The sequence below is a fragment of the Pseudomonas sp. AGC41 genome (assembly GCF_057334555.1).
In genome coordinates this window covers 92,701-109,295 of the sequence record NZ_JBHFJB010000117.1, presented here as the reverse complement: position 1 = coordinate 109,295, position 16,595 = coordinate 92,701, and the positions used below count along the sequence as shown (strand labels likewise).

At 64.7% G+C, this 16,595-nt stretch carries 12 protein-coding genes; all 12 read left to right on the top strand.

Annotated elements, in window-relative coordinates:
- Positions 1-52: 52 nt before the first annotated feature.
- The gene (locus tag ACE04F_RS20670) at positions 53-2,113 is read left to right on the top strand and encodes a methyl-accepting chemotaxis protein (RefSeq protein WP_486109565.1); all 2,061 of its coding nucleotides are present in this window, start codon (positions 53-55) and stop codon (positions 2,111-2,113) included.
- Positions 2,114-2,274: 161 nt separating this feature from the next.
- Complete coding sequence (locus ACE04F_RS20665) at positions 2,275-8,196, top strand: Hpt domain-containing protein (RefSeq protein WP_486109563.1); 5,922 nt, start codon at positions 2,275-2,277, stop codon at positions 8,194-8,196.
- The gene (locus ACE04F_RS20660) at positions 8,189-8,662 is read left to right on the top strand and encodes a chemotaxis protein CheW (RefSeq protein ID WP_434627390.1); all 474 of its coding nucleotides are present in this window, start codon (positions 8,189-8,191) and stop codon (positions 8,660-8,662) included. Before ACE04F_RS20665 ends, ACE04F_RS20660 begins: the two co-directional genes overlap by 8 nt.
- Before the next feature lie 602 nt (positions 8,663-9,264).
- Positions 9,265-10,935: a malonate decarboxylase subunit alpha gene (mdcA, locus tag ACE04F_RS20655; RefSeq protein ID WP_305498198.1), complete on the top strand. Its 1,671-nt coding sequence runs from the start codon at positions 9,265-9,267 to the stop codon at positions 10,933-10,935.
- Positions 10,936-11,811 carry a triphosphoribosyl-dephospho-CoA synthase gene (locus ACE04F_RS20650; protein WP_486109560.1) on the top strand — a complete coding sequence of 292 codons (876 nt, stop codon included), beginning with the start codon at positions 10,936-10,938 and terminating at the stop codon, positions 11,809-11,811.
- On the top strand, positions 11,811-12,110 hold the full coding sequence (locus ACE04F_RS20645) for a malonate decarboxylase subunit delta (RefSeq protein ID WP_305498200.1): 300 nt from the start codon (positions 11,811-11,813) through the stop codon (positions 12,108-12,110). Before ACE04F_RS20650 ends, ACE04F_RS20645 begins: the two co-directional genes overlap by 1 nt.
- A complete protein-coding gene (locus ACE04F_RS20640; protein WP_486109558.1) occupies positions 12,103-12,954 on the top strand; it encodes a biotin-independent malonate decarboxylase subunit beta in 852 nt (283 codons plus the stop codon). Before ACE04F_RS20645 ends, ACE04F_RS20640 begins: the two co-directional genes overlap by 8 nt.
- A complete protein-coding gene (gene mdcE / locus ACE04F_RS20635; RefSeq protein WP_486109556.1) occupies positions 12,951-13,754 on the top strand; it encodes a biotin-independent malonate decarboxylase subunit gamma in 804 nt (267 codons plus the stop codon). The genes ACE04F_RS20640 and mdcE overlap by 4 nt, the downstream gene beginning before the upstream one ends.
- Positions 13,748-14,371, top strand: coding sequence for a malonate decarboxylase holo-ACP synthase (locus ACE04F_RS20630; protein ID WP_486109554.1), 624 nt, complete (start codon positions 13,748-13,750; stop codon positions 14,369-14,371). Before mdcE ends, ACE04F_RS20630 begins: the two co-directional genes overlap by 7 nt.
- A complete protein-coding gene (gene mdcH, locus ACE04F_RS20625) occupies positions 14,368-15,288 on the top strand; it encodes a malonate decarboxylase subunit epsilon (RefSeq protein WP_486109552.1) in 921 nt (306 codons plus the stop codon). The genes ACE04F_RS20630 and mdcH overlap by 4 nt, the downstream gene beginning before the upstream one ends.
- 66 nt (positions 15,289-15,354) lie before the next feature.
- Positions 15,355-15,747 carry a malonate transporter subunit MadL gene (gene madL / locus ACE04F_RS20620; RefSeq protein WP_486109550.1) on the top strand — a complete coding sequence of 131 codons (393 nt, stop codon included), beginning with the start codon at positions 15,355-15,357 and terminating at the stop codon, positions 15,745-15,747.
- 5 nt (positions 15,748-15,752) lie between these two features.
- The gene (gene madM, locus ACE04F_RS20615) at positions 15,753-16,517 is read left to right on the top strand and encodes a malonate transporter subunit MadM (protein ID WP_486109548.1); all 765 of its coding nucleotides are present in this window, start codon (positions 15,753-15,755) and stop codon (positions 16,515-16,517) included.
- Positions 16,518-16,595: the final 78 nt, after the last annotated feature.

The following is a 16,595-nucleotide window of genomic DNA, read 5'->3' as shown; positions in this document are numbered from 1 at the left end:
CCACAGGAGGGCTGTGGTGAGAAGCCGGATTGAGCAGGACAGGCGAGTACCGATGATCAAAGCAAAAACAGGCAAGCCTCTGGAAGCGTCGCGCAGTCGGTCGCAGATCATCGTGCTGTTCGTCGCGCTGATTGTCTTCATCATGCTGTTGTTCGCCAACTTCGCGTACCTCAATACCCAGTCCACCTATGACAAACAGTACATCGGCCATGCCGGTGAGCTGCGGGTGCTGTCCCAGCGCATCGCCAAGAACGCCACCGAAGCCGCGGCCGGCAAGGCCGCCGCGTTCAAGTTGCTGAGTGATGCGCGCAACGATTTTGCCCAGCGTTGGGGATACCTGAAGCAAGGCGACCCGGTGACCGGCCTGCCTCCGGCGCCCGCCACCCTGCGCCCGCAGATGCGCGCGGTGCAACTGGACTGGGAGCGCCTGCTGAAGAATACCGATGCGATTCTCTCCAGCGAGCAGACCGTCCTGTCGCTGCATCAGGTGGCCGCGACCCTGGCTGAAACCGTGCCGCAACTGCAGGTCGAATACGAAAAAGTCGTCGAGACCCTCCTTCAGCGCGGTGCCCCGGCTGGCCAGGTCGCCATGGCCCAGCGCCAATCACTGCTGGCCGAGCGGATTCTCGGCGCGGTGAATACGGTATTGGCCGGCGATGAGAACGCCAGCCAGGCGGCCGACACCTTTGGCCGCGACGCCGCGCGTTTCGGCCAGGTGCTCAATGGCATGCTGCAAGGCGACCCGACCTTGAAGATTTCCCAGGTCCAGGATCGCGACGCCAGGGCGCGGCTGACGGAAATCAGCGAGCTGTTCGAATTCGTCTCGGGCTCGGTGGACGAAATCCTCGAGACCTCACCGGAGCTGTTCAAGGTCCGCGAGTCGGCGGGCAACATCTTCAATCTGTCGCAGACCCTGCTCGACGAAGCCTCTCACCTGGCCACAGCTTTCGAGAACCTGGCCGGTGGCCGTTCCGTCAACAGCATCGGCGGGTATGTGCTGGGCTTGCTGGCACTGATGTCGATCATCCTCATCGGCCTGGTGATGGTGCGTGAAACCAACCGCCAATTGCGCGAAACAGCGCAAAAGAACGAGCGCAACCAGAACGCTATCATGCGCCTACTGGACGAAATCGAGGACCTGGCCGATGGCGACCTGACCGTCACCGCCTCGGTCACCGAGGATTTCACCGGGACCATCGCCGATTCCATCAACTATTCGGTGGACCAGCTGCGCGATCTGGTGGCGACCATCAACCTCACAGCCGGTCAGGTGGCCGCCGCCGTGCAGGAAACCCAGGCCACGGCGATGCATCTGGCCCAGGCGTCGGAACACCAGGCCCAGCAAATTTCCGAAGCTTCGACTTCAATCAATGAAATGGCCCAGTCCATCGACCAGGTATCGGCCAATGCGGCCGAGTCGTCGGCGGTAGCCGAGCGTTCCGTGGAAATCGCCAACAAGGGCAACGAGGTGGTGCACAACACCATTCATGGCATGGACAACATTCGCGAACAGATCCAGGACACCGCCAAGCGCATCAAGCGCCTCGGTGAGTCGTCACAGGAAATCGGCGATATTGTCAGCCTGATCGACGACATCGCCGACCAGACCAACATCCTTGCGCTCAACGCGGCGATCCAGGCGTCCATGGCAGGCGATGCCGGCCGGGGTTTTGCGGTGGTGGCCGACGAAGTGCAGCGCTTGGCCGAGCGTTCCTCGGCGGCCACCCGGCAGATCGAGACGCTGGTGCGGGCGATCCAGGCCGACACCAACGAAGCGGTGATCTCCATGGAGCAGACCACCACCGAGGTGGTGCGCGGTGCCCGACTGGCCCAGGATGCCGGCGTCGCCCTGGAGGAAATCGAGGGCGTTTCCAAGACCCTGGCAGCGCTGATCCAGAGCATCTCCAACGCGGCGCAGCAACAGACCACCTCGGCGGGACAGATTTCGCTGACCATGAACGTGATCCAGCAGATCACCAGCCAGACCTCGTCCGGTTCCACCGCCACGGCGGAGAGCATTGGCAACCTGGCGAAAATGGCCAGCCAACTGCGTCGCTCGGTGTCCGGGTTTACCTTGCCCGCGGCTCCTTTGGCGGATGAGGACAAGGTGTGACTATTGAGAAGGTTATGTGGCGGGGCAGCTTTTGTGGGGGGGGGGGGGGGGGGGGCTTGAGTGCGCAGCGCTCACAGGATCTTCGGGGCCGCTGCGCAGCCCAGCGGGAGCAAGCTCCCTCGCCACAAGGGCTGGCGCGCTGCATATGATTTGGAGTGGTTATGGGTGATCGGCACGACTACGTGGCCCTGGAATGGGTCAAGGGCGAAATTGCCGAAACGCTGAAGCAGGCCCACCTGGCCCTCAATCGCCTGGTGGACGACCCCCAGGCGTCGGATGCGCTTGCCCAATGCCTGGCCTGCATTCACCAGGTCCATGGCGGCCTGCAGATGATCGAGTTCTACGGCGCGGCGTTGCTGGCCGAGGAAATGGAGCAACTGTGCAGCGCGCTGCGGGACAACCGCATCGCCCACCGCGAGGAGGCGACCAGCCTGCTGCGCCAGGCCCTGGGCCAGTTGCCGGTCTACCTTGAGCGCGTGCAGAGCGCTCGTCGCGACCTGCCGCTGGCGGTGCTGCCCTTGCTCAACGATCTGCGCAGTGCGCGGGGCGAGAGCCTGTTGTTGGAGACCAGCCTGTTCAGCCCGGAACTGCCCACTATCGCGCCGCTGGGCGAGGACGCCTTGAAGCGGCTCGCGCCGGCAGACCTGCCGAACACCCTGCGCAAGTTGCGCCAGACCCTGCAGGTGGCCCTGGTGGGACTGTTGCGCGAGCAGGACGACGCGACTCACCTCGGTTACCTGGCCAAAGTCTTTCAGCGCCTTGAAGCGCTTTGCGCCGCAGCGCCCCTCAATGCGTTGTGGCAAGTCGCCTCGGCGCTGGTCGAAGGCATGCGCGAGGGGCGTATCGCCAACAGCCCGGCGCTGCGCAGCCTGTTCAAGGATGCTGACAAGGAACTCAAGCGCTTGCTGGAACAAGGCATGCCCGGCATCAACCAAGCGGCCCCGCCACACCTGCTCAAGAGTCTGTTGTTCTATATTGCCAAGGCCGAACATCCCAGCGGGCAGATGCAGATCATGAAAGAACGCTACTCACTGGACGACGCGCTGCCCGACAGCGCCACGGTCGCCGAAGAACGCGCGCGCCTGGCCGGGCCCGACCGCGATGCCATGCGCTCGGTGCTGGCAGCGCTCTGCGAGGAGTTGGTGCGGGTCAAGGAGCGCCTGGACCTGTTCGTGCGCAGCGACCGCCAGCATGCCTCGGAGCTGGACAGCCTGCTGGCGCCCCTGCGGCAGATTGCCGACACCTTGGCGGTGCTGGGGTTCGGCCAGCCGCGCAAGGTCATCATCGACCAGTTGGCCGTCGTACTGAGCCTCGCCCAGGGCCAGCGCGAGCCTGATGACGCGACGCTGATGGATGTCGCCGGGGCCTTGCTCTACGTCGAGGCGACCCTGGCCGGAATGGTCGGCACCGTCGAGCCTGAAAGCCGCGAAGACAATCGCCTGCCGACGACCGACCTGACCCAGATCCATCAGATCGTCATCAAGGAAGCCCATACCTGCCTGCAACAGGCCAAGGACATGATCGTCGACTACATCGACGCACACTGGAACAGCGCGCAGCTTGAGCCATTGCCGGCCTTGCTGACCCAGGTCCGCGGCGCGCTGGCGATGATTCCCCTGAGCCGCGCCGCCCGCCTGGTGGAGGCGTGCAACGATTTCATCCGTGAGCATCTGCTGCTCGAACCCGCGCAGCCGGGGTGGGAAGCACTCGACCACCTGGCCGATGTGATTACCGGCCTGGAATATTACCTGGAGCGTTTGAGCGAAGACCCGCTGATGCCTGCCGAAAATCTGCTCGACGGCGTGGAGCGGAGCCTGGGCGCCCTCGGCTATTTTCCCGACGAAGCCCGTGTGCCTCTGCTTGATGACCGGCTGAGCCCGAACGAGGCCCAGGTCATGCAGGACTTGCAGGAGCTGGACGACCCGCAGACCGTGCAATCCCTCGCTGATGTTCTGGCCAGCCCGGTCTCGGCGGTCAACCCGCCGGCCAAAGGCATGCCCGGCAGCCTGCTGCCGCCGCCCGTGGATGAGCATCCGGTGGACGACGAGCTGCGGGAGGTGTTCCTCGAGGAAACCGACGAGGTGCTTGATGTCCTGGGCGAATACCTGCCGCGCTGGGCTGCGCAGCCCGACGACCAAGGCACGCTCACTGAGCTGCGCCGGGCCTTCCATACCCTCAAGGGCAGCGGCCGGATGGTCCGGGCGCTGGTGTTGGGTGAGTTGGCCTGGGCGGTGGAAAACCTGCTCAACCGCGTGCTGGAGCGCAGCGTCGAGCCGGGCGCTTCGGTTCGGCAATTGCTTGAGGACGCGGTGCGATTGCTGCCGGAGCTGGTCGCCGAGTTCGCTGCCCAGCGCCAATGCCAGCGCGACGACGTCGACCGTCTGGCCGCACGCGCCCATGCCCTGGCCAAGGGGGGCGATGAGGAGGATGACGGCCAGCAGGACGTGGCCGCTCTCGACCCCTTGCTGCTGAAAATCTTCGACAACGAAGCCCAGGGGCATCTGGCCGCGCTTGATCGATTCCTCGACCAGGCCGCCGAACACTTGCCATTGCAGGCCAGCGACGAGCTGCAAAGAGCCTTGCACACGCTCAAGGGCAGTGCATCGATGGCCGGTGTGCTGCCGATCGCCGAACTGGCCGGGGCGATGGACGAGATAGCCCGGGAATACAAGGCGCACCTGATCGCTTTTGACCTGGATGAGATCGAGCTGCTGCTGGAGGCTGAAGGGTTGCTGCGCCGCGGTTTGCGCCAGCTGCACAACGAGCCGCTGGCAGCGATTCCCGGCGCCGCGGACCTGATCCAGCGAACCCAGGCCTTGTCGGCCGAACGTTTGCAAGCGGCTCTCAACACGCCAGACCAGGGCGTGCGGACCAAGCGCGACCCGCAGTTGATCAACAATTTTCTCGCCCAGGGCATGGATATCCTGCTGGACGCGGAGAACCTGTTGCGGCGCTGGCAGCAACACCCCGGCGAGGGTCAGGAGCTGAGCGCGCTGCTTGATGAGCTGACCACCCTTGGGGAAGGCGCGCATCTGGCCGACCTGCACCCGGTGGACGAGCTCTGCGAAGCCTTGCTGGATCTGTACGGCGCCGTGGAGGAAAGCAGCCTGGCGGTCAGCGACAGGTTTTTCCAAGAGGCGCAGCTCGCTCACGAAGCGTTGATCGACATGCTCGACGAATTGGCTGCCGGCCAGCACGTGCGTGCGCAACCTGCCCGGGTGCAGGCCCTGCGCAGCCTGCTCCAGGAAGGCCTCGACCCGACAGCCACGGGACTGATCCGCAGTGACGGCAGCCGCACGTTGAGCATCCGCGAGCTGGGTCATGCGACGGCTGAGATGCAGCGCAGTTCGCCGGCGGCTGTTTCGGTGGATGACGATATCGCCGCGATCTTTCTCGAAGAGGCCCAGGATATCCTCGAAAGCGCCGCACAGGCCTTGCAGCGCTGGCTCGCCGACCCGGAGAACGGCGCGCCGCTGTCCTCGCTGCAGCGTGACTTGCACACCCTCAAGGGCGGCGCACGCATGGCGGATGTGCGGCCGGTGAGCGACCTGGCCGGGGAGCTTGAAACCCTATACGAAGGACTGGTGGATCGCCGCTACAGTTACAGTGAGGAGCTGGCGCAACTGCTCAACAGCAGCCATGAACGCCTCGACCTGTTGCTCGGGCAACTGCAGCAAGGCCAACCGCTGGGCGATCCCGTGGCGTTGATTGACGCCATTCATCGTTTCCGCCAGGACAAGCCGAACGCCATCGAGGTGGCGGGGCATCGGCAAAATGACACGGCGGGCCATGATCCGGAGTTGCTGGAAATCTTCCTCGAGGAAGGTTTCGATATCCTCGACAGTTCCGGGGCGGCGTTGCAACGCTGGCAGGAAGAGCCGTCGAACCGTCAGGCGGTGGAAACCCTGCTGCGCGATCTGCATACCCTCAAGGGTGGCGCGCGGATGGTGGAGATCGGCCCCATCGGCGACCTTGCCCATGAGCTGGAGAATCTTTACGAAGGGCTGTCGGCGGGCCTGTTACAACCGAGCCCGGCGCTTTTTGCCTTGCTGCAAGGCAGCCATGACCGGCTGGCCCACATGCTCGACGCCGTCCGTGCCGGGCAGCCGTGCCCACCGGCCGACCGGCTGATCGCGCAGATCCAGGCGGTCAATCATCCGCAGGACAGCGCGGCGCCCCAGGTCGCTACGGCGGTTGAGCCGGCACCGGCCCAGGTCGCGGTACCGATGCGAGCCGAGCCCGCCGCGCCGGGCGATGGCGCGGACATGGTCAAGGTCTCCGCCGAACTGCTCGACGATCTGGTCAACCTGGCCGGGGAAACGTCGATTTTCCGTGGGCGCATCGAGCAACAGGTCAACGACGCGCGCATCGCCCTGAACGAGATGGAAACCACCATCGAGCGCATGCGCGATCAACTGCGCCGACTGGATACCGAAACCCAGGGGCGGATTCTCAGCCGCCAGCAGGTGGACGCCGAACGACTGGGCTACGAAGAGTTCGACCCGCTGGAAATGGACCGCCATTCCCAGTTGCAACAATTGTCCCGGGCGTTGTTCGAGTCTGCCTCGGACCTGCTTGACCTCAAGGAAACCCTGGACCGTAGCAACCACGACGCCGAAAACCTGCTGCAACAGCAGGGGCGCATCAACACCGAGCTCCAGGAAGGCCTGATGCGTACGCGCATGGTGCCGTTCGAGCGCATGCTGCCGCGCCTCAAGCGCATCGTCCGGCAGGTGGCGCAGGAGCTGGGCAAGGACGTCGAGTTCGTGGTCGACAATGCCGAAGGCGAGATGGACCGCAACGTGCTCGAACGCATGGCGGCGCCTCTGGAACATATGCTGCGCAATGCCGTTGATCATGGCCTGGAGCCCGCCGATGTGCGCATCGCAGCCGGCAAACCGGCGCGGGGACGCATCAGCCTGGATCTGTCCCGCGAAGGCGGCGACATCATTTTCAACATCCGTGACGATGGCGCCGGGGTGCCATTGGACGCGGTGCGGCGCAAGGCGATAAAGCGTGGGCTGCTGGCGCCCGACAGCGACATCAGCGACCGCGACGTGCTGCAGTTCATCCTGCAGCCAGGTTTCTCCACGGCGGAAAAAATCACCCAGATCTCCGGGCGCGGCGTCGGCATGGACGTGGTCCACGAAGAAGTGCGGCAACTGGGCGGCAGCATGGTCATCGATTCGACGCCGGGCAAGGGCGTGCATTTCCGTATCCGCCTGCCATTCACCGTGGCGGTCAACCGGGCGCTGATGGTGCACTGTCACGACGATCAATACGCCATCCCGCTCAACACCATTGAGAGCATCGTCCGGGTATTGCCCGCCGAACTGGATGGCTACTACCAGCTCGATCCGCCCACTTATACCTATGCCGGGCAACGTTATGAGTTGTGCTACTTCGGTGAGCTGCTGAAAACCGGTGCTCGCCCGAAATTGCTCGGCCAGAGCCAGCCATTGCCGGTGCTGCTGGTGCAATGCAACGAGCGACACGTCGCCGTGCAGGTGGACGCCACCGCCGGCACCCGGGAAATCGTGGTCAAGAGCCTCGGCCCGCAATTCTCGGCGGTCCGGGGCTTGGCCGGGGCAACGATCCTGGGGGACGGCCGGGTGGTGCTGATTCTCGACCTGCTGGCGCCGATCCGCGCCTTGCCCAACCAGGCGGCGCGCCGTCCGGCCGTGGTGCAAGGCGAAGGCGAGCAGCAGCGGCCTTTGCTGGTGCTGGTGGTGGACGATTCGGTAACAGTGCGCAAGGTCACCAGTCGCCTGCTGGAACGCCACGGCATGCATGTGCTCACCGCCAAGGACGGCGTGGACGCCATGGCATTGCTGGCCGAACATTCGCCGGACCTGATGCTGCTGGACATCGAGATGCCCCGCATGGATGGTTTCGAAGTGGCGACGCAAGTGCGCAACGACCCACGCCTGGCGCATCTGCCGATCATCATGATCACCTCCCGCACCGGCCAGAAACACCGCGACCGCGCCATGGCCATCGGCGTCAACGACTACCTGGGCAAGCCGTACCAGGAATCGGTGTTGCTCGCCAGCATCGCCCACTGGAGCAAGACCCATGCATGAGCACCGCACCAGCCATCTCACTGGTTTGCTGCTGCCCCTGGCCGACCGGCACCTGATCCTGCCGAACGTCGCCGTGGCCGAGTTGATCGACTACCAGAGCAGCGTGTTCGATCTGGACACCCCGCCCTGGTTCCTGGGCTGGGTAAGCTGGCGCGAACGGCAGATCCCGCTGCTGAGCTTCGAGTCAGCCTGCGGCCAGAAAACCGTGATCGGCGAGCGCGCCCGCATCGTCGTGCTCAACGCCCTGGGCGGCCGCCCGGAACTGCGCTTCATCGCGTTGCTGGTCCAGGGCATCCCGCGCTCCTGCAAGCTCGACACCCAGTTGAGCTACGTCGACGTGCCGCTGTGCGGACTGGAGCAGGCGGCCGTGCAAGTGGGCGAGCACGTGGCGAAAGTGCCGGATCTGCTGGCGTTGGAAGAGCTGGTGGTTGCGGCGGGGTTGGTAAGAGTTGAGTCAGCCAACTGACTAATGTAGGAGCGAGCCTGCTCGCGATAGCGGTGGGTCAGGCGACATCGATTTTGGCTGTTGCGCAGCCATCGCGAGCAGGCTCGCTCCCACAGGGGGACGTGGTGAGCATTGAAGTTCAGGCATGCCGCTAATCCGGCGTCGCCTCTGCCAGCGATTAGGCCATGTCGATCAGGTCGGCCCTGTTGTACGCCAGATGTTTGTCGACTGACGATTGGTCCCAGACTGGGACCGATAAGTCCCTTTTAGGGACTCGCTATTAATACCGCACGGAAACTCGCCGCACTCGGTGATCAATGCCCGCTCGCGTCGCCGCTTCGCGCCCAACGGGTGGTGCGACGTTTCGCTAAATCCCCTCGCCACAGGATCAGAGGTCAACCTCAAACCCTGTGGGAGCGAGCCTGCTCGCGATAGCGGTGGGTCAGGCGACATCAATGTTGGCTGTTACATTGCCATCGCGAGCAAGCCCGCTCCCACAAAGGCTCGCATCAATCCGGGCTAACCATTACTCCCGCCGTAACGATCCGCCGCCGAGCTTGATTGATGCCCACGCCAAAACACTCCTAAGGTGAGCTCCACGACAGCGAACCCGTGGAGTGGTCATGACAACAACAATATCCCCCGACTCGCGATGGACGCGGCGGCGCAGCGAAAAGCAGCGGCGCCTGGCGTTGGTGAAGGGGCTTGCCGACGGTGTGGTGCTGCCCACCGACAAGATCGTCGCGGCGCTGGAGGCGTTGATCCTGCCTGGCGACCGTGTGGTGCTGGAGGGCAATAACCAGAAGCAGGCGGATTTCCTGTCGCGTTCCCTGGCGAAGACCGATCCGGGCAAGCTGCATGACTTGCACATGATCATGCCCAGCGTCGGTCGTTCCGAGCACCTGGACCTGTTCGAGCGCGGCATCGCCCGCAAGCTCGATTTCTCCTTCGCCGGCACCCAGAGCCTGCGCATCAGCCAATTGCTGGAAGACGGCCTGCTGGAAATCGGCGCGATCCACACCTACATCGAGCTCTACGCCCGGCTGGTGGTCGACCTGATTCCCAACGTGGTGCTTTCGGCCGGTTTCATGGCCGACCGCGCCGGTAATATCTACACCGGCCCCAGCACCGAAGACACCCCGGCGCTGATCGAACCGGCGGCGTTCAGCGACGGCATCGTCATCGTCCAGGTCAACCAGTTGGTGGACGACGTCAGCGACCTGCCCCGGGTAGACATTCCAGCATCCTGGGTCGACTTCGTGGTGGTGGCCGACAAGCCGTTCTACATCGAGCCGTTGTTCACTCGCGACCCGCGCCACATCAAGCCTGTGCATGTCTTGATGGCGATGATGGCGATTCGCGGGATCTACGAAAAACACAACGTCCAGTCGCTCAACCACGGCATCGGTTTCAACACCGCCGCCATCGAATTGATCCTGCCGACCTACGGCGAATCACTCGGCCTGAAAGGCAAGATCTGCCGCAACTGGACGCTCAATCCGCACCCGACGCTGATCCCCGCCATCGAAAGCGGCTGGGTCGAGAGCGTGCATTGCTTCGGCACCGAACTGGGCATGGAGAACTACATCGCCGCCCGGCCTGATGTGTTTTTTACCGGCCACGACGGTTCGCTGCGTTCCAATCGAATGGTTTGCCAACTGGCCGGGCAGTACGCGGTGGACCTGTTCATTGGCGCCACGTTGCAGGTGGACGGCGACGGCCATTCCTCCACCGTGACCCGTGGCCGACTGGCCGGTTTCGGCGGTGCGCCGAACATGGGCCACGACCCGCGCGGTCGCCGTCACGGTACGCCGGCCTGGCTCGACATGCGTCATGGCGACGGCGAGGCGCCGCTGCTCGAGCGCGGCAAGAAACTGGTGGTGCAGATGGTCGAGACGTTCCAGGAGGGCGGCAAACCGACCTTCGTCGACACCCTCGACGCGGTGGACGTGGCGAAGAAAGCCGGCATGCCCCTGGCGCCGATCATGATCTACGGCGACGACGTCACCCATTTGCTGACCGAAGAAGGCATCGCCTACCTGTACAAGGCCCGCTCCCTGGAAGAACGCCAGGCGATGATCGCCGCCGTGGCCGGGGTCACTGCCATCGGCCTGCGCCACGACCCGAAAGACACCGCGCGCATGCGTCGCGAAGGGCTGATCGCCTTGCCCGAAGACCTCGGTATCCGTCGCACCGACGCCACCCGCGAATTGCTCGCGGCCAAGAGTGTGGCCGATCTGGTGGAATGGTCCGGTGGCCTCTACAACCCGCCCGCCAAGTTCAGGAGTTGGTAAATGCGCGCCCTGAATCTGCAACCGAAGACCTTATCCCTGGCTGAACGTTTGGCCGACCTCGCGGTGGACGCGTTGATCGACGAGGCCGACCTCTCGCCCAAGCCCGCGCTGGTGGACCGTCGCGGCAGCGGCGCCCACACCGATCTGCACCTGGGCCTGATGCACGCTTCGGCGTTGTCGTTGTGGCCGGCATTCAAGGAGATGGCCGAGGCCGCGCTCGACTGCGGCGAGATCGGCTTGCCACTGCGTGAAGCCCTGGGGCGCATCGGTCGGGAAGGTGAAGCCGCGATGCTCACCACCACGGGCGGTGTGAATACTCATCGGGGCGCGATCTGGGCCTTGGGCCTGTTGGTCGCAGCGGCGGCGCTGGAACCTGAATCCAGTGGCGCTGGTGCCGTCACGTTGCGTGCCGCCCGCCTGGCCCTGCTCAACGACCGTCATGCGCCACAACCCTTGAGCCACGGTGCCCAAGTGGCCCAGCGCTACGGCGCGCGCGGTGCCCGGGAGGAGGCGCAACTGGCATTTCCGGCGGTGACAACCCTGGGCCTGCCGCAACTCAAGCGCAGCCGCGCGGCAGGCGTCGGCGAACAGAACGCCCGGCTTGACGCCCTGCTGGCAATCATGACGTGCCTGGCCGACACCTGCGTGCTCTATCGCGCCGGAGAGACGGGGCTCCAAGCCATGCAACACGGCGCCAGAGCGGTGCTCGACGCCGGCGGCAGTGCGAGCCTGGGTGGTCGCCGCCAGTTGCATGCGCTGGACCAACAACTGATTGCCTTGAACGCCTCGCCCGGCGGCGCCGCCGACCTGCTCGCCGCCTGCCTGTTCCTCGACCGTATCGAGCGCGGCGCGGGCCTCTTTTCAGGAGTGTGCTGATGCAAACCTTATCCTTTGAATTCACCGCCGGGCAGCCGCCACGGGGCCGAGCGCTGGTCGGCTGCGTCGGCTCGGGCGATCTCGAAGTACTGATCGAACCCGGGCTGGCGGGCAAGCTGACCATCCAGGTGCAGACCTCGGTCAATGGCAGCGAGCAACGCTGGCAGCACTTGTTCGCGCGCATGTTCGACGGCCAGACGCCTCCCGCGATGGCCATCGAAATTCACGATTTCGGCGCCACCCCCGGCGTGGTGCGTCTGCGCCTGGAACAAGGCTTCGAGGAGATCGGCCATGACTGACAGCGCTGCGTTGCTCAACAAGCACAGTTTCGTCGAGCTCGGTGCCCGCCAGCGGGCCAGGGCCTTGCTCGATGACGGTACGTTCCGCGAACTGCTCGACCCCTTTCAGCGAATCATGTCGCCGTGGTTGCTGCGCCAGGGCGTGGTCCCGCAAAGCGACGACGGCGTAGTGATCGCCAAGGGCATGCTCGATGGCCTGCCGGTGGTGATCGCCGCCATCGAAGGCGCGTTCCAGGGCGGCAGCCTCGGTGAAGTCGGCGGGGCAAAGATCGCCGGTGCCCTGGAGCTGGCGGCTGAGGACAATCGCAAAGGCATCCCGACCCGGGCCGTGTTGCTGCTGGAGACCGGCGGCGTGCGGTTGCAGGAAGCCAACCTCGGGCTCGCGGCGATTGCCGAGATCCATTCGGCGATTATCGACCTGCGCCAATACCAGCCGGTGGTTGGCGTAGTGGCTGGCAGCGTCGGCTGTTTTGGCGGCATGTCCATCGCTGCCGGGCTGTGCAGTTATCTGCTGGTGACCCGGGAAGCGCGGCTGGGGCTGAACGGTCCGCAGGTGATCGAGCAGGAAGCCGGCATCGATGAGTACGACTCCCGCGACCGTCCGTTCATCTGGAGCCTGACCGGTGGCGAACAACGCTTCGCGACCGGGCTGGCGGACCGCTACGTCGCCGATGACGTGGCGCAGATTCGTCGTCAGGTCCGCGAACTGTTGCATCTGGGTGTGCCCACTGAACACCGCAGTGGCCAGGCCGAGTGGTTCCTCCAGCGCCTGTCGCGCCTGGACACTGAGGTGCAAATCGAACCGGCAGCGGTTCGCCAGTTGTATCAGGGAGAACGTCCATGAATACGTATTCTTTGAGGGGCCTGCGCTGGTTCGAGGCCTTGAGCGATGGCGTCAAACCGTTGGAAGGCTTGCCCGCCTCGCTGAAAGCGGCCGATGTCCAACTCGGCGAACAAACCGCGCGTCTGTTGGCTGTCGTGGCCGATCCCGCCAACCGTTTCCCTCGGGCGCGCAATGGCGAAGTCGGTTTGCTCGAAGGCTGGGGCCTGGCCAAAGCCGTGGACGACGCCATCGCGGCCGATCGCAGCGCGGCCAGCAAACGTGCGCTCATCGCTATCGTTGATGTGCCGAGCCAGGCCTACGGTCGGCGTGAAGAAGCACTGGGCATCCATCAGGCATTGGCCGGCGCGGCGGACAGTTATGCCCGGGCCCGACTGGCCGGGCATCCAGTGATCGGCTTGCTGGTAGGCAAGGCGATGTCCGGTGCGTTCCTCGCTCACGGCTACCAGGCCAACCGGTTGATCGCCTTGCGCGACCCGGGCGTGATGGTCCATGCGATGGGCAAGGCTTCGGCAGCACGGGTCACCCTGCGCAGCGTCGAGGAACTCGAAGCCCTGGCCGCCAGCGTGCCGCCGATGGCCTACGACATCGACAGCTTCGCCAGCCTGGGACTGCTCTGGGAGACCTTGTCGGTGGAACAGATCGAACAACCGACGGCGGCGGACCTGGCGCGGGTGAGCGATTGCGTGCAACAGGCGATCAACGACGTGGCGGGCACGCCTCGGGATCTCAGCGGTCGCCTGGGCGCTGTTCACCGGGCAGCGTCCAGCCACGTTCGGCAATTGTTGAGGGCGCAATGGTGAGCACGCTCCTGGCCCATGACCTGCTCTGGGGCATGACTGCTTTGCAGTTGCCTGCGGATGCGCCGGGCTGGGCTGTCGAGTCGCTGGACCTCGGGCAACCGGTCGTGGTGCGCCGCGCGCTGTCCCCGCCTGGACACATCGCCGTGGGCGTACGCGGCCGATCCCGGGAGCAGCGTTACGCCACATCGATGCCGCTGGCGGCGATCCAGCGCCGGGTGCGCCCGGAGGACCTCTGCCATGTTCAATCCCCGCGCGACCTGCCGGCCTTGCACGCGCTGGCCGAGTTGCACTCGTTGCTCGACGCCAGTGGCTGGACCTGGGGCATCAGCGGCAGTGCCGGGTTTGAACTTGCCACCGGCATCGAGGCGCTGCATGAGCGCAGCGACCTGGACTTGATCCTGAGGACGCCGCACCGCCTGGATCGCCTTCAGGCCAGGAACCTGCTGGCGCAGCTGGACGCCTCGGTCGGCGCCGTCGACATGCAGTTGCAAACGCCCTGCGGTGCTGTCGCCTTGCGCGAGTGGGCGGGTTCGTCGCGTCGGGTCTTGCTCAAGGATGATATCCAGGCACGATTGGTCAGCGATCCATGGCAGCCATCGTGGGAGCAGGTCGCGTGAGCAGCCTCCTGGTTTTCCCCGGCCAGGGTGCGCAGCGCGTGGGCATGCTCCATGGCTTGGCGCCGCAGATTCTGGACGAGGCGAGGGACGTGCTCGGGGAGGATGTCTTGCAGCTCGACACTGCCCAGGCCCTGCAATCGACTCGCGCCGTGCAGCTGTGCCTGTTGATCGCCGGTGTGGCCGCTTCCCGTCGATTGCTGGAACAGGTCCCCGCGCCGGATTACGTAGCGGGGCTTTCCATCGGCGCGTACCCGGCGGCGGTCGTGGCCGGGGCGCTGGGGTTCGGGGACGCGTTGCGCCTGGTCAGCCTGCGCGGCGAACTGATGCAGCAGGCGTATCCGCAAGGCTACGGCATGACGGCAATCATCGGCCTGGACCTCGCGGCCGTGGAAACCTTGCTCGCCCAGGTGCACAGCGCAACAACGCCGGTGTACCTGGCCAACATCAACGCCGATAACCAGGTGGTCATCGCCGGCAGTGATGAAGCCATGGGCTACGTCGCCGAACGGGCTCGCAACCAAGGTGCCGGCAAGGCCTGCCGGTTGGCGGTCAGCGTACCGTCCCACTGCCCGCTGCTGGAGGCTCCGGCGCGGACGTTGGCCCAGGCCTTTGCCGAAGTACCCTTGAAAACTCCGGCGCTGGGCTATCTCAGCGGCAGTCGCGCCCGACCGGTGATCAAGGCCGACGCGCTGCGCGACGACCTGGCCTTCAACATGTGCCGCGTCGTCGACTGGCGCGGCACGGTGCAAAGCGCCTATGAGCGTGGCGTGCGTCTGCAGATCGAGTTGCCGCCCGGCGCGGTGTTGACCGGGCTGGCGCGCCGGGTATTCGAGCAGGGCACCGTCATGGCTTATGACGGCGCGCGGCTCGACACCCTGCAAGCGCTGTTGCAAGAGGAGGGATGCCGCCGACCCTAGACACCGACTCAAGCTGGCGAAGCACAAAAACAACAACTTCGACGATGCACTTTGAGGACTACAACAATGATTATCTACGGTGTGGCGTTTCTGGCTTTTTGTACCCTGGTGGGCATTTTCATCGGTGAGCTGCTGGGCAAACTGATTGGCGTACCGGCCAACGTTGGCGGCGTCGGCATTGCAATGCTGTTGCTGATCGGCCTGGGCAGCTACCTGAACAAGCGCGGCTTGTTCAAGGGCAAGTCCGAAGCTGGCGTGGAGTTCTGGAGCGCCATCTACATTCCGATCGTGGTGGCGATGGCGGCCCAGCAAAACGTCTACGGCGCACTGAAAGGCGGGCCGATGGCGATCCTGGCCGGGACCCTTGCGGTGGTGATTGCCTTTGCGTTGGTGCCGGTGCTGGTACGCATCGGCAACAAAGACCCTCAGACCGATATTTCCGTCAAGACGGTCGGGTGATTGCCATGTACGAATCCATGATGAAAGTCATTACCGGCTACGGTCTGATCAGCGGGTTTGCCATTGTCGGCATCACCATGTGGGTGTCCTACTGGGTCAGCAATACCTTCACCAAAGGCCGCCTGCATGGTTCGGCCATCGCGATCCTGCTGGGGTTGGTGCTCTCCTACGTCGGCGGTGCAATGACCGGAGGGCAAAAAGGTGTGGTGGACATTCCACTGCTTTCCGGGATTGGCTTGCTGGGCGGCGCCATGCTGCGGGATTTCGCCATTGTCGCCACGGCGTTCGGGGTGAGTGTCGAGGAACTCAAGCGCGCCGGTTTCGTTGGGGTGCTGGCTTTGTTCGTCGGAGTCGGCACCTCGTTCATTGCCGGCGTCGGCGTGGCGATGGCCTTCGGTTATACCGATGTGGTGAGCCTGACCACGATCGGTGCCGGAGCGGTCACCTATATCGTCGGGCCGGTGACCGGGGCGGCCATCGGGGCCAGTTCCGAGGTGATGGCGTTGTCGATTGCCGCCGGGTTGATCAAGGCGATCCTGGTGATGGTGGCGACGCCGTTCGTGGCGCCCTTTATCGGCCTCAACAATCCGCGTAGCGCGGTGATCTTTGGCGGGCTGATGGGCACCTCCAGCGGCGTCGCTGGTGGGTTGGCGGCCACCGATCCGAAGCTGGTGCCCTATGGTTGCCTGACGGCGGCGTTTTATACCGCGCTTGGCTGCTTGCTCGGGCCTTCGCTGTTGTTCCTGATCATGCGCGGATTGATGGGGTAGGGCTTCGGCTTTTCGCTAACCGCGCTGGCGCCTTGGCGAGCAGGCTCGCTCCCACATTGATTGGGGTCACCCTTGTGG